Genomic DNA, 20,385 nt, shown 5'->3' on the forward strand with positions numbered 1-20,385 from the left:
GAACTGTTACCACAGCCGCACCGTCAATCGAGGACAAGGCCGTCAGACCCGCAGATAACCTGTGGGAGCGGGCTTGCTCGCGAAGACGGCGTCACCGTCAACATTGATGTTGCCTGACACACCGCTTTCGCGAGCAAGCCCGCTCCCACAGGGGATTTCGCTTCACTGGCATTAAGCACGGGAGGCCTTGATTCTTCGACCGAATGACGGAGGGCCTCTCCATGAGGATCGCTCAGATCGCGCCGCTTACCGAACGCTGTCCGCCCCGTTTGTACGGTGGCACTGAGCGGATCGTGTCCTACCTGACCGAAGAACTGGTGCGCCAGGGACACGATGTCACGCTCTTCGCCAGCGGCGATTCGCAAACCTCGGCGCGCCTGGAGCCAGGTTCGCGGGCGGCCCTGCGGCTCGATTCGAGAATCAAGGACGCAATGCCTCATCACATCCTGATGCTCGATCAGGTCCTGCGGCAGGCGGATCAATTCGACGTGATGCATTTTCATATCGATATCTACCATTTCCCCTTGATTCGGCACCTGGCCGGCCGCAGCGTGACCACGCTTCATGGGCGCCTGGATATCGCGGACTACCAATCCTTCTATCCGCACTTTCCCGAAGTGCCGCTGGTCTCGGTGTCCAAGGCGCAACGCACCCCGGTGAAGGGGGACGTCAATTGGGTGGGCAATGTCTATCACGGCATTCCGGGCGATCTGATGACGTTCAACCCTGAACCGATGGGCGACTATCTGGCATTTCTCGGGCGCATATCCCCCGAAAAACGCCCGGACCGTGCCATCGAAATTGCATTGAAGGCCGGGTTGCCATTGAAGATCGCGGCCAAGGTCGACAAGGCTGATCAGGTGTATTGGGAAGAAGTCATCGCACCGATGATCGCGATCCATCCGAATGTCGAGTTCCTCGGCGAAATCGATGAGGCCCAAAAGGCCGACCTGCTGGGCAATGCTCGTGCGTTGATCTTTCCCATCGACTGGCCCGAGCCGTTCGGCCTGGCCATGATCGAAGCCATGGCCTGCGGCACGCCAGTGATTGCGTTTCGTCACGGCTCGGTGCCGGAAGTGATCGATGAGGGTGTATCCGGCTACATCGTCGATGACATCGCGGGGGCGGTTGCGGCGGTGCATCGATTGGCCGCACTGGACCGGCGCAGGGTGCGGGCCACGTTCGAGGAACGCTTCACGGTCGAGCGCATGACCGATCACTATCTGGAGTTGTATCGCCATCTCACGGCGGGCAATACCTATGGCCAGCCCACTACGCCCTTCGATATTCCGGCCACCGCGTCGTTGCAAGAGTTGCGTTTACGCAACCTGAAAAACAACGACACCTTCGCAGTGTTCGATCCCAATGGCGACGTGCTGTTTGCAGACGACAGCCCGCAGGGGATTTTCCATACCGACACCCGACACCTTTCCGGGCTCTATCTGACGCTTAACGGCGCGCGACCGCTGTTGCTCAGCTCCACCCTGCGTGACGATAACGCGATGCTTACCTGCGACTTGAGCAACCCAGACCTGTTCGACGCCCATGGTGAAAAGATCCTGCACCACGACTTGATCCATCTGCGCCGCTCGCGGTTCTTGTGGAATGGTTCCTGCTATGAACGGCTGACCCTGCGTAATTTCGACGATTCTCCCCAAAATCTGCAATTGAGGATCCAGTTCGCGGCCGACTTCAAAGACCTGTTTGAAGTTCGCGGTGCCCGGCGCCCGCAGCGCGGAGAAGGGCACCGGGCAGAGATTACCGATGAAGAAGTCGTACTTTCCTATACCGGCCTTGACCACAAGCGGCGAATGACCCGATTGCGTTTTGCCCCGGTGCCGTCCAGCCTGACCTGTGATTCGGCATTGTTCGAGATTCGTTTGGCTCCGGGGGAGAGCCAGTCGCTGTTCATGGACATCAACTGTGGCGTGCAAAACCCGCCGTTTACGGTGCGCCACGGGTTCTTTGTTTCATTGCGCGATTCGCGGCGCGAGCTACGAACGTTCTCCTCGCGGACAGCTTCTGTGGTGACGTCCCACGATGTGTTCAACGAGGCGGTCAGCCGTAGCATTTCCGATCTCTACATGCTCATGACCAAAACGCCCCAGGGGCTGTATCCCTATGCTGGCATTCCGTGGTTCAGCACCGTTTTCGGACGAGATGCCCTGATCACGGCATGGCAGATGCTGTGGCTCGATCCCGGGATTGCCAAAGGCGTGCTCGGGCATCTGGCCGCCAACCAGGCCACCGTCGTCGACCCTCACGCCGATGCCGAGCCGGGCAAAATCCTGCATGAAATAAGGCTGGGGGAAATGGCCGAGCTGGGCGAAGTGCCGTTCCGCCGCTACTACGGCAGCATCGATTCCACGCCGCTGTTCGTCATGCTGGCCGCCGCGTACCTGGAGCGCACCAATGACCTGGGCACGCTGCGTCAACTTTGGCCCAATATCGAAGCGGCGCTGAGCTGGATCGAAGAATACGGTGATCGGGATGGCGATGGTTTTGTCGAATATGGCCGCCAGTCTGCCGAGGGTCTGATCAATCAGGGGTGGAAGGACAGTCATGATTCGGTTTTTCATGAAGATGGGCAACTGGCCGCGGGCCCGATTGCGATTGTCGAAGTTCAGGCCTATGTGTATGGCGCCTGGATCGGCGCCGCCAAAATCGCCCGCCGACTGGGTGATTCGGACCGGGCCCAGCGTCTGAAATACAGGGCTCAACGCTTGCGCGAAGAGTTCGATACCCGGTTCTTCGACGAAGAGCTGGGCACTTATGTGCTGGCGCTGGACGGCCACAAGAAGCCTTGTCGAATCCGTACCTCCAATGCCGGGCACGCGCTGTTCGCCGGCATTGCTTATCCGGAACGCGCGGCATCGGTCGTGGACGCGCTGATGGACCGCTCATCTTTCTCCGGCTGGGGCATACGCACCGTTGCGTCTTCCCAGGCTCGCTATAACCCGATGAGTTATCACAACGGTTCTGTCTGGCCCCATGACAATGCGCTGATCGCCGCCGGCTTCGCTCGTTACGGTTTTCGCCGGGATGCGGCACGGGTTTTCGAAGGTCTGTTTGCGGCCTCTACCTACATCGATCTTCGGCGCCTGCCCGAACTGTTCTGCGGCTTTGCCCGGCAACGCACCCAAGGGCCGACGTTCTATCCCGTCGCCTGTATGCCCCAGGCTTGGGCTGCCGCTGCACCGTTGTCGATGATTCAGTCGTGTCTGGGGCTGAGCTTTCAGCCGAAAAAACTCAACATTCTGTTCGACGAACCGGTGCTCCCGGCCTTTCTCGATACCGTGGCCTTGCGGCGTCTGGCACTGGGTACTGAATCGGTGGATTTGATGCTCAGGCGTTCGGGGGAAAACGTCATGATCGAGGTGCTCAATCGCCACGGGCCGGTGCGGATCCTGAGCACCAATTAACGCGCTCTGTATCAGGGGGCTTGCAGAGTCGAGGAGGGTAACCCTCAATGTTCGAGGAGGGCTTGGGGCCGTGCCGCAAGGGTGCAGGTCGGCGACAACCAATGGCGCCTGGTCCTGAAAACGCTGTGGAATATGAGTCGTTTACGATACAACCATTACCCATTCTTTACGTTGGAACAGTGCTGAAAGCCCCGCAAACACTGTCTGAAAGGGCGAGAAAGGTTGTTTTTCTCGCCTAAACAGAGAGTGAAGTAAATGAAGTTGAACAGAGTTGTAAAAGCGGCGGTGGTCTTCGCCTTGTTATCGTCCCTGTCGGGTTGCTGGATGTTCTTCCCACCAGGTGGTGGTGGTGGTGGTGGTGGTGGTGGTGGTGGTGGTGGTGGTGGTGGTGGTGGTGGTGGTGGTGGTGGTGGTGGTGGTGGTGGCCATCACGGAGGATTTGGTGGTGGTCCCGGTGGCGGCCCGCGCTGACCAGCATCACCCAACGTGTCAAAAGGTGAATGCTTGCGCCGAGCGTGACGAACGCTGACTCACCTCGGTTTCCAGTAGATGCTCGACCAGCACATCATTCAAAAAGCGGAACTGATCGTTGAGCCCGACCACTTCGTTACTGAAGTGGTTGGTGGCTGCCGGCATCAGCAAGGATTCGAATTGCCTGTCGAACACCAGCGCGACGGTTTTGCGAGAGACGACCTGTTGTGAATAGTAGTTGCTGCCGAACACCGGAAAGCTCACGGCAAGGCTGATGGAATAAATCATGATGTCGGCTCCTCGGCTTGGCCGATATCCAGCACGAAGCGGGAGAACAGGGTCAGAGTGATGGCCGTCAGGGCCAGGCAGGTCAGAAGGTGGATCAACATGGTGGGCCCCTCCGATGCGGGGTTTTCACTGGGGATGAGTTGATCCTGCGCCTGGCGTTTTTTTTGCGGAAGGCATTCGTGGCGATGGTGAATATCGACGTGGATGATGGTGGTGATTTGCGCTGATCTTGAGGGCCTGTTCGCGAGCAAGCCCGCTCCCACACTGGATCTGCTGTGTGCACGAATCTTGTGTTCGCAGTGATCCAATGTGGGAGCGGGCTTGCTCGCGATGGCATTTTTGAAGGCGCCACCCGGCTTCCTGACGGACGGCCACCGCCCCCGACCTATACTCAAATCAACATGCTCCTTCGCGTCGGACACTCCGTTCGACGCAGACTGTAGGACTCTGCGATCTTGAACCTGCGTTCGCTGATCGTCGCTGTGTTGGTGGTACTGGCGGGATGCGTCACGTCTGCGCGTGCCCCGGTAGCCGTGGCGCCGGTCGTGGTTTCCCAGAGCACCTGGCAGCAGGTGGACCAGGAAATTGTCGCCGCTTCGCAGCAGGCCACCGAACAGGCCAGGGTGTATGCCCGCGGGTCCATGGAACATTGGCGCACGCGGGTTTACGAACAGACTGAAGAAGTCTTCATTCCGTGGTTCAGTAGCTACTGGACCCAGGAATGGCTGTCAATGAAGGTCAGCTGGTACACCATCAGTGCCGGGGGCGAGCAGGATGCCTCGGCCAAACGCCTGGCGGCCTATCTGCTGGAGCAATATCACCGCAAAGTGCTGGACCCTGTGGCGGTGGAGATCGATCCCGACGAGATCCTCGGGCAGGCGACGGCGTTTTATGTGCAATCTCTCGGCCAGCAACTTCAGGTCATTTCCCAGCGTCATAGCGTGCCGATGGCGCAGCTCAACGAGCGTATCCAGAAAATTCCGGCGATTTCGCTGGGCCCGCCGCCTGCCCGTGACGCGTCGCTGTATCAGGTGGTGCACAGTGAACCGCTGACTAAGTTGCCGGCCTACGCGGCGTTGATCGACAAGATCCACGCGGCAGGCGGTGAGAAGGGTATTGCCTCGACGGACGCCGGCATGACGCCGGTGGCCAAACGCGCAAGCAAGCGGATGGAAGCCGAAATGGCCCCACGAGGCGCGGCCGGTGCCGTGGCGGCAGCGGCGGGGAAACTGGCCGGGGCGTTGATTTCCCTGGGAGTGGCGGGAGTGCGTGCGGTTATTCAAGCCAACGACCGACCCGATAGCGAGGCGCTGATCCGCAGCAGCCTGGGCGACTCATTCGACAAGGCGTGGCTGAAACTGGTGCAAAACCCTACCACCGGTGTCATGGCCGGAACGCTGTACATGGCCGGGCAAATCGAAGGCGGCTTGGCCCAGCCTGTTGCACAACCTGTCGCTCAGCCCGTCGAACCGTCGGTCGGCTTGGGTGCGGGAACTGTCGATTGGAGCCACGCTGGATCGACTACCCAGCAGATCAACCCATAACCCGAGGAGAATGATCATGGCTTACGTTGATGGTTTTGTTGCAGCGGTGCCCAAGGCCAACCGCGAAAAATTCAAGAAACACGCGGAGTCCGCCGCCGCGATTTTCAAGGAGAACGGCGCGCTCAGCCTCGCCGAATGCTGGGGCGACGACGTGCCTGATGGCAAATTGACCTCGTTTCCCATGGCGGTAAAGCTCAAGGAAGACGAAACCGTGGTGTTTTCCTGGATCGTCTGGCCGGACAAGGCCACCCGCGACGCCGGCATGGCGAAACTGATGAGCGATCCGCGGATGCAACCGGACGTCAATCCGATGCCGTTCGACGGCCAGCGGGCGATTTTTGGTGGTTTCGAGATGCTCGTCAAAGCCTGAAGGGGCGGCAGGATCACTCCGGCGTCGGGGTGGTCCTGCAGCTTTTGCGGTTACGAATCTCGCTGTCCGACGGCCGCTCCTTGATGAACTCGAAGCGCGGCTCGCCTTCGTTGTAATGAACCAGCCAGCCCCATTCCAATTCGGACTCATCCTGGCCGGGCTTCGGTGGTACGGCCCACCATGGCTCTTTGCTGATGACCTGACGCATGGCGTCCTCCCGTCTATTCGGTTGCTTCAACTATAACGCGCATGCCGGCAGCCGCCAGAAATGGGCTTGCCGGAGTGGTATCCCTTTGTAAACTCAGAGGGTCCCCAAGCATTGAGGTGCCAGACATGAGCGATGAAACCCGTGAGCCGTTCAAACGGCTGTTTTTCGCCCTGAACTGCGCCCCTGAACAACGCCGGGCCATCGCCCAATGGCGCAACGCGCTGGGGCTCAACGTCGGGCGCCCGGTGCCGGCGGAAAACTTTCACCTGACGCTGCTGTTTCTCGGCGCGGTGGGCCTGGCGCAGATAGCGGGTGTCTGCAAGGCCGCCGCCAATGTCCGCACGTCTGGCGTGCCGTTGACGGTGGTGCTGGATCGGCTGGACGTCTGGCGTCGCTCCGGGGTGTTGTTGCTGGCCCCCGCGCAGGCAGCGCCGGAGTTGCTGCGTCTGGTGTATGCACTGGAACAGGCGATGTTGCCGTTCGGCTTTGAAGACACCCGCCGGGAATTCCGCCCGCATTTGACCCTGATGCGCGACTACCGGGCGCCGGTCCCCGAATCCGCGACGCCGCCGGAGTTTTACCTGCGCGCCGATCGCTTCAGTCTGTTCGAATCCCATAAGGGCCGGTACATAGCGCTGGCCGAGTGGCCGCTGGTCTGCGCATAAACGAACACAAAAAAAGGCGCCCGAGGGCGCCCGAAACTCACCTTAACCGAGGAAGCCAGGTGAGGCCGTTCTGCTTCAGAGGAGTGCAGCGGTGGTAAGGCGCTGCGTGAACGGAAAACGTAAGAATACTTCTGTCCTGCAAGGGGGCCGTGGCGTTCACCTATTGTGTGCCCGACCCATTACTCCTGTGGGAGCGGGCTTGCTCGCGAAAGCGGTGGGTCAGTCACTGTTGATGTTGAATGTGATGGCCTCTTCGCGAGCAAGCCCGCTCCCACATTGGGTCCGTGGTGTTCTGGTTTTTTATGTCAGATCTTGAATCACTTACCGAGCTTCACCCGCGTCCAGCCCCGGGTCATGATCCGCTGCGTGGCAATCGGCATGTCGGGAATGGCATACAACGTCGCCATCACCGCCTGCGGCGGATACGAACCCGGGTCGTTGCGAATCGCTTCATCCACCAACGGCGTGGCCGCTGCGTTGGCATTGCTGTAGCCGATGCTGTTGGTGACTTCGGCGATGATGTCCGGGCGCATCAGGAAGTTCATGAACAAGTAGGCGTTGTCGACGTTGGCGGCGTCCCGTGGGATGGCGACCATGTCGTAAAAACTGCCGGCGCCTTCTTTCGGGATGCTGTACTCGATCTTGACCTTGTCGCCGGCTTCCTGGGCGCGGGCCTTGGCTTGCAGCACATCGCCGGAGTAACCGACGGCGACGCAGATATTGCCGTTGGCCAGGTCGGAGATGTATTTCGACGAATGGAAGTAGGCCACCGATGGCCGGATCTTCATGAACAGCGCTTCGGCTTCGGCGATTTGCGCCTTGTCCCGGGAGTTCACCGGATAGCCCAGATAGTGCAGGGCAGCCGGAAGCATTTCTGTCGGTGAATCAAGAAAGCTGATGCCACAAGCTTTGAGCTTGGCGGCGTTTTCCGGTTTGAACAGCAAGTCCCAGGAATTCACCGGGGCGTCAGTGCCCAGCACTTCCTTGACCTTGGCCGGGTTGTAACCGATGCCGATCGAACCCCACATGTACGGGAAAGCGTGGCCGTTATCCGGGTCGCTGGCCGAAGCGTTTTTCAGCAGCACCGGGTTGAGGTTTTTCCAGTTCGGCAGTTTCGATTTGTCCAGTGCCTGATAGACCCCGGCCTTGATCTGCTTGGCCAGGAAACTGTTGGACGGCACCACGATGTCATAGCCGGATTTTCCCGCCAGCAGCCGTGCCTCAAGGGTTTCGTTACTGTCGAACACATCGTAGGTCACGCGAATGCCGGTCTCGTCCTCGAACTTCTTGACGGTGTCCGGGGCAATGTAATCCGACCAATTGTAGACGCGCAGAACCTTGTCATTGGCCTGGGCGCCAGCGGTGATTGCGCCCAATAAGGACAGTGTCAGCAGAGTCCTGCCAAACATTTTCATCGGTACAACTCCATTCTTTTTATTCAAATCACATAAAACGCGGTGAACACAAACCTGTGGCGAGGGGGCTTGCCCCCGTTGGGCCGCGAAGCGGCCCCCAAACCTGTAAACGAGGTGTATCAAGCACACTGAATTCGCTGGTTTACGACTGCTTCGCAGCCGAACGGGGGCAAGCCCCCTCGCCACAACAAGCTCGCTCGCCACAGGATGGTGCTCACTTAACTGAAAATCAGTGGCGCTAGACCGTTGCTTCTACCAATTGCTTTTTCGGTTGTTGCCAGGACTCGCTGGCAGTCTGGTCCATCGCTTCCTGAATCGCCCGTTTGCGGGTGGCTTCGGCCCTGCGGCTGAAATACCAGACCATGAACGTGACGATCGACACCGCCAGCAGAATCAGACTGGCCACCGCATTGATCTCAGGTTTCACGCCCAGGCGCACCGCCGAGAACACTTCCATCGGCAGGGTCGTCGAACCTGGCCCCGACACGAAACTCGCCAACACCAGATCATCCAGGGACAAGGCAAACGACATCATGCCGCCGGCCGCCAGTGACGGCGCGATCATCGGGATGGTGATCAGAAAAAACACCTTGAGCGGCCGCGCACCCAGGTCCATGGCCGCTTCTTCGATCGACAAATCCAGCTCACGCAAACGCGCCGACACCACCACCGCCACATACGCTGCACAGAACGTGGTGTGAGCGATCCAGATCGTCACCAGGCCGCGTTCCTGCGGCCAGCCGATCATCTGCGCCATGGCCACGAACAGCAGCAACAGCGACAGACCGGTGATCACTTCCGGCATCACCAGCGGCGCCGTCACCAAACCACCGAACAGCGTACGGCCCTTGAAGCGCGTGACACGGGTCAGCACGAACGCCGCCAATGTGCCGAGCGCCACCGCGGCAATCGCCGTGTAGCAGGCGATCTCCAGCGAGCGCACCACCGAGCCCATCAGTTGCGTGTTGTCGAGCAGGCCGACGTACCACTTCACCGACCAGCCGCCCCACACCGTCACCAGCTTCGAGGCGTTGAACGAGTAGATCACCAGAATCAGCATCGGCAGGTAGATAAACGACAGGCCGAGCACCAGCATCAATCGTGAAAATCCGAAACGGTTCATCCCCGTCCCTCCATCTCTTTGGCCTGGCTACGGTTGAACAGCAGAATCGGCACAATCAGGATCGCCAGCATCACCACCGCCAGGGCGGACGCCACCGGCCAGTCGCGGTTGTTGAAGAACTCCTGCCACAGCACGCGGCCGATCATCAGGGTTTCCGGGCCACCCAACAGTTCCGGAATCACGAACTCACCGACCACCGGAATGAACACCAGCATGCAGCCGGCGATGATCCCGTTCTTGGCCAGCGGCACCGTGATTTTCCAGAAGTTGTTGAAGTTGCTCGAACCCAGGTCCGACGCGGCTTCCAGCAGGCTGTGATCGTGCTTGACCAGGTTGGCGTACAGCGGCAGCACCATGAACGGCAGGTACGCGTAAACCACCCCGATGTACACGGCGGTGTTGGTGTTGAGGATCTCGATCGGCTGCGACGTGAGCCCGCTCCACATCAGGAACGCGTTGAGCAAACCGTTGTTGCTGAGAATGCCCATCCACGCATACACGCGGATCAGGATCGCGGTCCAGGTCGGCATCATGATCAACAGCAACAAGACGTTTTGCGTTTCCTTGCTGGCCTTGGTGATCGCGTAAGCCATCGGGAAACCGATCACCAGGCACATCAGCGTGCTTAAAAACGCGACCTTCAACGAGCCGAAGTAGGCCGAGATGTACAACTCATCTTCGGTCAGCAACCCGTAGTTGCCGAGGTTCAGCAGCAGCTGGAATTTCTGCTCGGCGAAGGTGTAGATCTCTGAGTAAGGAGGAATGGCCAGGGCCGCTTCCGAGAAGCTGATCTTCATCACCAGGAAGAACGGCAGCAGGAAAAACAGACACAGCCACAGGAACGGAATGCCGATGACCAGTTTGCGGCCGCTGGGCACCAGGCGCAGGAATTGCTGATTGAAGGTTCTCATGAGCGCAGTACCACGCCGCTGTCGTCTTCCCACCACACGTAGACCTGATCGTCCCAGGTCGGGCGCGCGCCACGGCGTTCGGCGTTGGCCATGAACGACTGGACGATCTTGCCGCCAGGCAGCTCCACATAAAACACCGAGTGGCCACCGAGGTAGGCGATGTCGTGCACCTTGCCTTCGGACCAGTTGTAGCGGGTTTCGGGCTTGAGGGTGCTGACCAGCATTTTTTCCGGGCGGATGGCGTAGGTGATCGACTTGTCCTGCACCGAGGTGCTCACGCCGTGGCCGACGTAAATCTTCTGGGCAAGGTCGGGGCTGTGAATGATCGCGTGACCTTCCAGGTCTTCCACGACGGTGCCGTCGAAGGCGTTCACGTTGCCGATGAACTCGCAGACCATGCGGCTGACCGGTGCTTCATAAATGTCCACCGGGCTGCCGATCTGGGCGATCCAGCCCAGGTGCATGATCGCGATGCGCTCGGCCATGGTCATGGCTTCTTCCTGGTCGTGGGTCACCATCACGCAGGTCACGCCGACGCGCTCGATGATTTCCACCAGTTCCAGTTGCATCTGTGAGCGCAACTTTTTATCCAGTGCGCCCATCGGTTCATCGAGCAACAACAGCTTCGGTCGCTTGGCCAACGAACGCGCCAGTGCCACACGCTGACGCTGACCGCCGGACAACTGATGCGGCTTGCGTTTGGCGTATTGGGTCATGTGCACCAGGCGCAGCATTTCTTCGACACGGGCGTCGATTTCGCTGGCGGGCAAACGGTCCTGCTTGAGGCCGAAGGCGATGTTCTGCGCCACCGTCATATGCGGGAACAGCGCATAGGACTGGAACATCATGTTGATCGGCCGTTCGTAGGGCGGCATGTCGGTGATGTCGACACCGTCGAGCAGAATCCGCCCTTCGGTCGGGCGCTCGAAGCCGGCGAGCATGCGCAGCAGCGTCGATTTTCCCGAGCCGGAGCCACCGAGCAGAGCGAAGATTTCGCCTTGATGGATCTCCAGGGACACATCGTCCACGGCGGTGGTTTCGTCGAATTTCTTGGTGACGCGGTCGACTTTCACCAGCACCTTTTTCGGTGCCTGGTGACCATCAAGAGCCTTCCTGTAGATGCTGGAGGCGTTTGCCATATGAAACTCCCAACAGGTTTCAGTCGTCGGGCCAACACGGCCTGACTTAAGAGTGGATTGCAAACCCGGGGCGGGCGATGCCAGTCAATTCAGCGAAGATCCCCTGTGGGAGCGGGCTTGCTCGCGAAGGCTGTGTATCAGGCAACATTAATGTCGACTGACACTCCCTCTTCGCGAGCAAGCCCGCTCCCACAGGGATTTGCATTTGAATCACTGGCCCATACCGCTCGGGCTTATTCGGCACCGCCATCCTGGCTGCCTGGTCGTACTTGTTGTTATTGCGGTTCATCTATTACGTGGGCCACCGGCGCGCAAAGGCACGCCCGCCAGACCCGCGGGGGCAGTTAAATCGTTGAATGCTTTTTGAAGTCAGCGCGTATTACGCAGCGCCGCCCGTTGCCGGCACGCTTCGCCAAACGCCTGGAAAATACTCAAATAGGGGGGATTCGAAAGCACCTGCCATTCCGGGTGCCATTGCACGCCGACGGCGAAGGCCTTGCTGTGCTCGACAGAAATCGCCTCGATCAAACCATCCGGCGCGATCGCCTCAGCGCGCAGGCCGGGAGCCAGTCGGTCAATGCCCTGGCTGTGAATCGAATTGACCTGGAATACCTGCGGCAGGTCCAGTGCTTCGAACACACCGCCCGGTTGTACAGTCACCGCATGGGCCGCTGCGTACTGCACGGCCAGATCGGGACTGTCCGCTTCCCGGTGATCGAGCATGCCGGGTAGCTCATGCACCTTCTGATGCAGGCTGCCACCGAACGCCACGTTCATTTCCTGAAAGCCCCGGCAGATGCCGAGCACCGGAACACCGGCGGCGATGGCTGCGCGCAATAAGGGCAGGGTGGTGGCGTCCCGTTGCGGATCGTGATCCGTACCGGGAGCGCTGGCCGGGCCTTGATAGTGGAAGGGCTCCACATTCGATGGCGAGCCGGTCAGCAACAGACCGTCGAGCTGCGCGAGCAGCGCATCGGTTTCGGTCAGGTCGCCTAAGGAAGGAATGACTACTGGCAACCCCAATGCCGCGACGCTGACAGCACGCAAGTACTTGTCGCCGCTGACGTGGTAGGGGTGCAGGCCAATCTGTTTGACGCACGCAGTAACGCCGATCAATGGCTTGAATGCCATTTTTATCACCTCGAAGTTTCACACTTGAACGAGCTTTTCCGGAGCTTAGCCTTGTTGATTTTAATTAACAACTCTCATGTAAAAAATTCTAAACGCCGAACGTCTGATGTCGAGGATCTACGCGGTGCGCAAGCCTGATATGGCACCAAGGCGCCCAAAAAAGGCCAGAAAATAAAGGCTGAAGGGGCTGGTGTTCGCTATTGACTTCACTTTGCCGTTCGGGTTGACTGGCTCTCGCAAGCGAAGTGAACATAATAATTAACAGCTAATAGGTGCATCATGTCGGTCCCTCTGCGTGCCGTTCAACTCAACGAAGCAAACGCATTCCTTAAGCAACATCCTGAGGTTTTGTACGTCGACCTTCTGATTGCGGATATGAACGGTGTGGTGCGCGGCAAGCGCATCGAGCGCACCAGTCTTCACAAGGTCTACGAAAAAGGCATCAACCTGCCGGCCTCTTTATTTGCTCTGGATATCAATGGCTCGACGGTGGAAAGCACCGGCCTGGGTCTGGACATCGGCGACTCGGATCGCATCTGCTATCCCATTCCCGATACCCTCAGCATCGAACCCTGGCAGAAGCGTCCGACCGCGCAGCTGCTGATGACCATGCACGAACTCGAAGGCCAGCCGTTCTTCGCCGACCCGCGCGAAGTGCTGCGTCAGGTGGTGAGCAAGTTCGATGACATGGGCCTGACCATCTGCGCGGCGTTCGAGCTGGAGTTCTACCTGATCGACCAGGACAACGTGAACGGTCGTCCGCAGTCGCCACGCTCGCCAGTTTCAGGCAAGCGTCCGATGTCGACTCAGGTGTACCTGATCGACGATCTGGACGAATACGTCGACTGCCTGCAAGACATCCTCGAAGGCGCGAAAGAGCAGGGCATCCCGGCGGACGCGATCGTCAAGGAAAGTGCCCCGGCGCAATTCGAAGTCAACCTGCATCACGTGGCCGACCCTATAAAGGCTTGCGACTACGCGGTGCTGCTCAAGCGTCTGGTGAAGAACATCGCCTACGACCACGAGATGGACACCACCTTCATGGCCAAGCCGTATCCGGGCCAGGCGGGTAATGGTTTGCACGTGCACATTTCGATCCTCGACAAGCAAGGCAACAACATCTTCGCCAGCGAGGATCCCGAGCAGAACGCCGCGCTGCGACACGCGATCGGCGGTGTGCTCGAGACCCTGCCGGCGCAGATGGCCTTCCTGTGCCCGAACGTCAACTCGTACCGGCGTTTCGGCGCTCAGTTCTATGTGCCGAACTCGCCAAGCTGGGGCATCGACAACCGTACCGTGGCGGTACGCGTGCCCACCGGTTCGGCGGATGCCGTGCGCATCGAGCACCGCGTCGCCGGCGCCGATGCCAACCCGTACCTGCTGATGGCCTCAGTCCTGGCCGGTATTCACCACGGCCTGACCAACGAAATCGAACCGGGCGCCCCGGTGGAAGGCAACAGCTACGAGCAGAACGAGCAAAGCCTGCCGAACAACCTGCGCGATGCATTGCGCGAACTGGACGACAGCGAAGTCATGGCGCGCTACATCGACCCGCTGTACATCGACGTGTTCGTGGCGTGCAAGGAAAGCGAGCTGGCCGAGTTCGAGAACTCCATTTCGGACCTTGAGTACAACTGGTACCTGCACACGGTTTGATGGGCTGCATGCGCAGGCTTTGCGAACAACATCGATCAACTGTGGGAGCGGGCTTGCTCGCGAAAGCGGCGGATCAGTCAATGCTGATGTCGCCTGATACACCGCTTTCGCGAGCAAGCCCGCTCCCACAGGGAATCGTGGTTTCTGATCGTTAATCAGTCGGCTTCAGTCCGACGACTACTTATTCCTCTGCGTCGAGTCACAACCATGACAAACACTCGCAGCGACTGGGAACAACGCTTCCAGTCCCTAACACTCGAAGGCCGCGCATTCATCGACGGCCAATACCGCCCGGCACTCAGCGGCGATACCTTCGAGTGCATCAGCCCGGTCGACGGCCGCTTTCTGGCGAACATCGCCAGCACCGACGAAGCCGACGCCAATGCGGCAGTCGCCGTCGCGCGCCGCACATTTGAATCCGGCATCTGGGCGCGACTGGCACCCGCGGAACGCAAGCGCATCTTGATTCGCTTCGCGGACTTGATCCTGGCCAACCAGGAAGAACTGGCGCTGCTGGAAACCCTCGACATGGGTAAACCGATCAGCGATTCCATGGCCATCGACATTCCAGCGGCCGCCAACGCGATCCGCTGGAGCGCCGAAGCGATCGACAAAATCTACGACGAAGTCGCCGCCACTCCGCACGACCAATTGGGCCTCGTCACTCGTGAGCCAGCAGGCGTGGTTGCCGCCATCGTGCCGTGGAACTTCCCGCTGATCATGGCCAGCTGGAAATTCGCCCCGGCCCTGGCGGCAGGCAACTCGTTCATCCTCAAGCCTTCGGAAAAATCACCGCTGACGGCGATCCGCATCGCGCAACTGGCCCTCGACGCCGGCATTCCCAAAGGCGTGTTCAACGTCTTGCCGGGCTTCGGTCATACCGTCGGCAAGGCGCTGGCGTTGCACATGGACGTCGACGTGCTGGCCTTCACGGGCTCCACCGCGATTGCCAAGCAACTGCTGATCTACGCCGGGCAAAGCAACATGAAACGGGTGTGGCTGGAGGCGGGTGGCAAGAGCCCCAACGTGGTGTTCGCCGACGCGCCGGACTTGCGCGCGGCAGCACAGGCAGCGGTCAGCGCAATTGCCTTCAACCAGGGCGAAGTCTGCACCGCCGGCTCGCGCCTGCTGGTGGAGCGTTCGATTCGCGAACAGTTCATTCCACTGCTGGTGGAGGCACTGCAAGCCTGGAAACCAGGACATGCGCTCGACCCGGAAACCACCGTCGGCGCCGTCGTCGATCAGCGCCAATTGGACAATGTGCTGCGCTACATCCAGGTCGGCAAAGACCAGGGCGCGCAACTGATTGCTGGCGGCAATCGTGCCCTCGAAGGCACCGGTGGCCTTTACGTGGAACCGGCGATTTTCGACGGCGTGACCAACGCCATGACCATCGCCCGGGAAGAAATCTTCGGCCCGGTGCTGTCGCTGATCACCTTTGACACCACTGAAGAAGCGCTGGCGATTGCCAACGACAGCATCTTCGGCCTCGCCGCTGGTGTGTGGACCAGCAATCTCAGCAAGGCCCACACCTTCGCTCGTGGCTTGCGCGCCGGCAGCGTCTGGGTCAACCAGTACGACGGCGGCGACATGACCGCGCCGTTCGGCGGGTTCAAGCAGTCGGGTAACGGTCGGGACAAATCGCTGCACGCGTTCGACAAATACACCGAACTCAAAGCGACCTGGATCAAGCTCTAACACTTTTGCAGCGGCGGTCGCCGGTATATGCCGGCGGCCCTCGGAGAACGTTATGAAACAACAGCACGTCAACAGCTACTACGCCGCCACCCGCAACGAAGCCATCGATTTCCCGACCCTGGAAGAAGCGGTGGATTGCGATGTCTGCATCATCGGCGCCGGCTACACCGGCCTGTCCTCGGCGCTGTTCCTGACCGAAGCCGGCTATAAGGTTACGGTGCTGGAAGCGGCGAAAGTCGGCTTCGGCGCCAGCGGTCGCAACGGTGGCCAACTGGTCAACTCCTACAGCCGCGACGTCGATGTGATCGAAGAGCGCTACGGCGACAAGACCGCCGAAGTGCTCGGCAGCATGATCTTCGAAGGCGCCGACATCATCCGTTCGCGCATCAAGGAATACGACATCAAATGCGATTACCGCCCCGGCGGCATCTTCGCAGCGCTGAACAAGAAGCAACTCAACGGCCTGGCCGAGCAGAAGCGCAACTGGGAACGTTACGGCAACAACAACCTGAAAATGCTCGACGCCTCGGACATCCAGCGCGAAGTCGGTTGCGACAACTACGTCGGCGGCCTGCTGGACATGCAGGGCGGCCATATCCACCCGCTGAACCTGGCCCTCGGCGAAGCTGCCGCGATCATTCGCCTGGGCGGCAAAATCTACGAACAATCCGCCGCCGTGGACATCTCCTACGGCGAGCCGATCACTGTGCGCACCGCCAAAGGCGTGGTGCGGGCCAAGTACCTGCTGATCGCCGGCAACGCCTATCTGCCGCAAGATCTCGACAACCGCGTCACCCGCAAAAGCATGCCCTGCGGTTCGCAAATTGTCGTCACCGAGCCGCTGTCCGAGAAAGTCGCCCGCAGCCTGATTACCAATAATTACTGCGTCGAAGACTGCAACTACCTGCTCGACTACTACCGCCTCACCGCCGACAACCGCCTGCTGTACGGCGGCGGCGTGGTCTACGGTGCCCGCGAGCCGGACGACATCGAACAACTGATCCGCCCGAAAATCCTCAAGACCTTCCCGCAACTCAAGGACGTGAAAATCGACTACCGTTGGACCGGCAACTTCCTGCTGACCATGTCGCGCATGCCGCAATTCGGCCGCATCGAGAAAAACGCCTACTACATGCAAGGCTACAGCGGCCACGGCGTCACCTGCTCGCACCTGGCCGGCAAACTGATCTCGGAAATGATCCGCGGCGACGCCGAACGCTTCGACGCCTTCGCCTCCCTGCCGCACATGCCGATGCTCGGCGGCCGCACCTTCCAGGCCCCACTCACCGCCATGGGCGCGGCGTATTACGCGCTGCGGGATCGTTTCGGCATCTAGCTTTAACCTTACCGGCGGCCACCCCAAAAGGTGCCGCCGGCTTTTGATGCCAGTCACCCAAGACATGGAACACCGCAATCCCTGTGGGAGCGGGGCAGGCACAAAATCTGCGGGCGACCAGGACCAAACTGTGGGAGCGGGCTTGCCCGCGAAGAGGCCGTATCAGCCACCATCGATGCTGCCTGACACACCGCATTCGCGAGCAAGCCCGCTCCCACAGTTTCAGCACCGTTATCCGTGGCAACGGCCGTTTTATCCAGCCGTTTATCGAACCTGCTGAGCAACCCCCGCAAACGTGATTTAATACCCGCCTTCCACGGTTCCGGGACGGGAAACGGCGTACTCCGCGGCCACCAGTCGCCCGCCACCCACCCCCATTACCCCTTAAGTCGTTCTCACATAAGGCTGTCATGGACACGGGCTCACGACTCAAATTAGTACGCGAAAGCTACAAACTGTCCCAGCGCGAGCTGGCCCGGCGTAGCGGCGTCACCAATGCCACCATCTCCCTGATCGAACAGAATCGCGTCAGTCCCTCCGTCAGCTCCCTGAAAAAACTGCTCGAAGGCATTCCCATGTCCTTGGCGGACTTCTTCACCTTTGATCAGCCGCCTCGCGAGCACCAGTACGTGTTTCGGGCTAATGAACAGCCGGATCTCGGGCGTCATGGGTTGCGGTTGTTGTTGATCGGGGCTTCGGTGCCGAGTCGGCAGATGCGGCTGTTGCGCGAGCAATACGCGCCTGGGGCGAGCTCTGGGGAAGAGCCAATCGTGCATGCTGAAGGGGAGGAGTGTGGGCTCGTAACCCGTGGCACGGTTGAGTTGACGGTGGATGGGCAGATTAGTGTGTTGAATGCCGGGGATGGGTATTACTTTCCGACGACGCTGCCGCATCGGTTTCGCAATATTGGGGCGGATGAGGCTGAAATCATCAGCGCCAACACCCCGGCTAACTTCTGATACCTAAAGCAGACATTAAACCCTTAGCAGTCGATAGCAGCCGTCCATGGCCGCTATCAATGAAGCCCGGACAGAGTCCGGGTTTTTTATTACTTAAAAAAGAACTTGCCGTTTGGCACTCGGCTTTTTCTCTGTGGACTACAGCGCCTTGGTGTTGTGAGCATTTTTCTACACCACATCAGGAAACGTCCTGCGCTCTCGTCGGAAGCGCCCGATTTAGCCATTACAAGTCCTCCCTTAACCTCCTCGAATGGATCCATTTCTTGACGCCAAAATAGTGGCCATCTAATATCGCGCCACTATTGTGCTATCACTCTCCATTCGAGGGATCGAACATGTACCCACCCGCCCTCGCGGCGAGGTTGTGCCTGGCTTTGCTGTGCCTTTCTCCGCTAACTCCTGTTCACGCCGCCCCCACCCCCGGTGAAACCGATCTGATCCGCGAACGTCAGGATCGCTTGCTCGAAGAGCAGCGTCGGCGTCTCGAGGAGCTCAAGGAACTGCCCGGCAAGGCAGCCAAACCCACTCAACCGACGGCCCCGGCCGACGCCCGGTGTTTCCCCATCCAGGACATCGAACTCAAAGGCGCCGACAGTCTCTCGGACAGTGAGAAAAATCGCCTGCTCAAGCCATATATCGGCCAATGCCTGGGCGTCACGCAGCTCAACGAGCTGCTGAAAGTCATCACCGATCTGTACATCGAGAAGGGCTTGGTCACCAGCCGGGCCTACTTGCCGCAGCAGGATTTGTCCGCTGGGCATCTGAAGGTGCTGGTGGTCGAGGGGCGGCTCGAAGGGTTGAAGGGCGCGCAGGATAGCAAGCTGTCGGACCGCGAATTGGCGATGGCTTTCCCCGGTAAGAGCGGGGAGCTGGTCAATCTGCGGGAAATCGAGCAGATGGTGGATCAGCTCAACCGTTTGCCGTCGAATCAGGCGCAGATGGAGTTGTCGCCGGGCAAGAACGTCGGTGGCAGCGAAGTGCTGGTCAAGAACACGCCGCAGAAGCCGTGGCGTGCCGGGTTGTCCCGCAGTAACGACGGCCAGCGCAGCACCGGCGAGCAGCAGTGGGGCACGACGTTCGATTGGGACAGCCCGCTGGGCCTGGCCGATCAGTTGATGCTGCGCGGTGGTCACGATGCGATGACCGATCACCAGCACACCTCCAACAACGCCATGCTCAATTACAGCCTGCCGTGGGGCTGGTGGAACTTCAGTTACACCTACAGCCAGAGCGAGTACCGCTCGCAAGCCCAGGCCAACGGTTTCAATTTCAAGCAGACCGGCGACAGCGAAAACCATCAGTTGCGCGCCGAGCGGGTGATCCATCGCGACGCCCTGAGCAAGACCTCCCTCAGCACCGGCCTCTCGTACCTGCGCACCAACAACTTCATCGAAGACAGCAAGCTCAGGTTGAGCAGCAACCGCATCAGCGAAGCGCAGTTCGGCATCAACCACGGTCGGCGCATCGGCACGGCCTTCGTCAACCTCGACCTGGGCATGCAGCAAGGCATCGGCGCGTTCGACGCCCAGGGTAACGGTGATCCGGGCCCCGGCGAGCCGAACGCCCGTTACCGCAAATACACCGCCACCGCGAGTTATCTGCAGCCGTTCAAGCTGTGGGGCGAGTCCTTCAGTTTCAGCAGCCTGATGACCGGCCAGCGCAGTGAAGACGTGCTGTTCAGCCCACAGCGCACCAGCCTCGGCGGGCAGTCGTCGATTCGCGGTTACAAGGACCAGTCCTTGTCCGGCGACAGCGGCGGCTACTGGCGCAACGACCTGCGCTGGAGCCGCCCGATCACTTTGGAATGGCTGCGCCCGGTGTTCGCCGAGTACGGCACCAGCCTGGGTTACGACCAGGGTGTGATCCGTGGCGACCGCTACAACGGCGATCAGCACGGGCGCATGTCCAGCGACTCGGTGGAGCTGTTCGCCCGGGGTCAGCATGTGGCCGCCAGCGTGACTTTTGCCCATTCCCTGGAACGCCCTGACGTGCTGACCGAGCGCGAAGCGCCGATCTATTTCCGCGTGGATTTCTTCCTCTAAATTTTGT

17 protein-coding genes are annotated in these 20,385 nt (G+C 59.9%); 10 read left to right on the plus strand and 7 right to left on the minus strand.

From position 1 onward, the window contains the following. Nucleotides 1-221 precede the first annotated feature (221 nt). Together PSH64_RS30415 and PSH64_RS10885 are read left to right on the plus strand one after the other, a co-directional pair. Nucleotides 222-3,422, plus strand: coding sequence for a glycogen debranching N-terminal domain-containing protein (locus PSH64_RS30415; protein WP_370694464.1), 3,201 nt, complete (start codon nucleotides 222-224; stop codon nucleotides 3,420-3,422). A 255-nt stretch (nucleotides 3,423-3,677) separates the two neighbouring features. After that, nucleotides 3,678-3,893 carry a hypothetical protein gene (locus PSH64_RS10885; protein ID WP_305480647.1) on the plus strand — a complete coding sequence of 72 codons (216 nt, stop codon included), beginning with the start codon at nucleotides 3,678-3,680 and terminating at the stop codon, nucleotides 3,891-3,893. Between the two features lie 18 nt (nucleotides 3,894-3,911). Here PSH64_RS10885 and PSH64_RS10890 read toward each other — a convergent pair whose 3' ends face one another. Then, on the minus strand, nucleotides 3,912-4,181 hold the full coding sequence (locus tag PSH64_RS10890; RefSeq protein ID WP_305480648.1) for a hypothetical protein: 270 nt from the start codon (nucleotides 4,179-4,181) through the stop codon (nucleotides 3,912-3,914). 455 nt (nucleotides 4,182-4,636) lie between these two features. Between PSH64_RS10890 and PSH64_RS10895 the strand changes: the two genes are divergently transcribed. Further along, on the plus strand, nucleotides 4,637-5,725 hold the full coding sequence (locus tag PSH64_RS10895) for a hypothetical protein (protein ID WP_305480649.1): 1,089 nt from the start codon (nucleotides 4,637-4,639) through the stop codon (nucleotides 5,723-5,725). Nucleotides 5,726-5,741: 16 nt separating this feature from the next. Next, entirely contained in the window at nucleotides 5,742-6,095 is a 354-nt protein-coding gene (locus PSH64_RS10900; RefSeq protein WP_305480650.1) for a DUF1428 domain-containing protein, read from the plus strand. Between the two features lie 13 nt (nucleotides 6,096-6,108). Here PSH64_RS10900 and PSH64_RS10905 read toward each other — a convergent pair whose 3' ends face one another. After that, nucleotides 6,109-6,303, minus strand: coding sequence for a hypothetical protein (locus PSH64_RS10905; protein WP_007938782.1), 195 nt, complete (start codon nucleotides 6,301-6,303; stop codon nucleotides 6,109-6,111). 125 nt (nucleotides 6,304-6,428) lie between these two features. Between PSH64_RS10905 and thpR the strand changes: the two genes are divergently transcribed. Further along, entirely contained in the window at nucleotides 6,429-6,968 is a 540-nt protein-coding gene (gene thpR, locus PSH64_RS10910; protein WP_305480651.1) for an RNA 2',3'-cyclic phosphodiesterase, read from the plus strand. 317 nt (nucleotides 6,969-7,285) lie between these two features. On the opposite strand, the gene PSH64_RS10915 is transcribed toward thpR, so the two are convergent. The 5 genes from PSH64_RS10915 to PSH64_RS10940 all read right to left on the minus strand — a co-directional run bounded on the left by PSH64_RS10915 (nucleotide 7,286) and on the right by PSH64_RS10940 (nucleotide 12,687). Next, nucleotides 7,286-8,383, minus strand: a complete 1,098-nt coding sequence (locus PSH64_RS10915) for a polyamine ABC transporter substrate-binding protein (RefSeq protein ID WP_305480652.1) — start codon at nucleotides 8,381-8,383, stop codon at nucleotides 7,286-7,288. A 238-nt stretch (nucleotides 8,384-8,621) separates the two neighbouring features. After that, nucleotides 8,622-9,506: an ABC transporter permease subunit gene (locus tag PSH64_RS10920; protein WP_105348564.1), complete on the minus strand. Its 885-nt coding sequence runs from the start codon at nucleotides 9,504-9,506 to the stop codon at nucleotides 8,622-8,624. Then, nucleotides 9,503-10,384: an ABC transporter permease subunit gene (locus tag PSH64_RS10925; protein WP_305481139.1), complete on the minus strand. Its 882-nt coding sequence runs from the start codon at nucleotides 10,382-10,384 to the stop codon at nucleotides 9,503-9,505. Before PSH64_RS10925 ends, PSH64_RS10920 begins: the two co-directional genes overlap by 4 nt. Before the next feature lie 29 nt (nucleotides 10,385-10,413). Beyond that, nucleotides 10,414-11,556, minus strand: coding sequence for a polyamine ABC transporter ATP-binding protein (gene potA / locus PSH64_RS10930; RefSeq protein ID WP_018930104.1), 1,143 nt, complete (start codon nucleotides 11,554-11,556; stop codon nucleotides 10,414-10,416). A 369-nt stretch (nucleotides 11,557-11,925) separates the two neighbouring features. Beyond that, nucleotides 11,926-12,687: a gamma-glutamyl-gamma-aminobutyrate hydrolase family protein gene (locus PSH64_RS10940; RefSeq protein ID WP_305480653.1), complete on the minus strand. Its 762-nt coding sequence runs from the start codon at nucleotides 12,685-12,687 to the stop codon at nucleotides 11,926-11,928. A 279-nt stretch (nucleotides 12,688-12,966) separates the two neighbouring features. Here PSH64_RS10940 and PSH64_RS10945 point away from each other — a divergent pair, with 279 nt between their 5' ends. From PSH64_RS10945 to PSH64_RS10965, 5 genes are all read left to right on the plus strand, one after another. Continuing rightward, entirely contained in the window at nucleotides 12,967-14,343 is a 1,377-nt protein-coding gene (locus tag PSH64_RS10945) for a glutamine synthetase family protein (protein WP_105348557.1), read from the plus strand. Nucleotides 14,344-14,550: 207 nt separating this feature from the next. After that, the gene (locus PSH64_RS10950; protein ID WP_305480654.1) at nucleotides 14,551-16,041 is read left to right on the plus strand and encodes an aldehyde dehydrogenase; all 1,491 of its coding nucleotides are present in this window, start codon (nucleotides 14,551-14,553) and stop codon (nucleotides 16,039-16,041) included. Nucleotides 16,042-16,093: 52 nt separating this feature from the next. Beyond that, nucleotides 16,094-17,377 (plus strand): FAD-binding oxidoreductase, encoded by a 1,284-nt coding sequence (locus tag PSH64_RS10955; protein ID WP_305480655.1) that lies wholly within the window; start codon nucleotides 16,094-16,096, stop codon nucleotides 17,375-17,377. Nucleotides 17,378-17,787: 410 nt separating this feature from the next. Then, nucleotides 17,788-18,336, plus strand: a complete 549-nt coding sequence (locus PSH64_RS10960) for a cupin domain-containing protein (protein WP_008011722.1) — start codon at nucleotides 17,788-17,790, stop codon at nucleotides 18,334-18,336. A 335-nt stretch (nucleotides 18,337-18,671) separates the two neighbouring features. Next, the gene (locus PSH64_RS10965; protein ID WP_305480656.1) at nucleotides 18,672-20,378 is read left to right on the plus strand and encodes a ShlB/FhaC/HecB family hemolysin secretion/activation protein; all 1,707 of its coding nucleotides are present in this window, start codon (nucleotides 18,672-18,674) and stop codon (nucleotides 20,376-20,378) included. Nucleotides 20,379-20,385 lie beyond the last annotated feature (7 nt).

Origin of the sequence: Pseudomonas sp. FP1742 (genome assembly GCF_030687145.1) — a bacterium.
Taxonomy (GTDB): domain Bacteria; phylum Pseudomonadota; class Gammaproteobacteria; order Pseudomonadales; family Pseudomonadaceae; genus Aquipseudomonas; species Aquipseudomonas frederiksbergensis_D.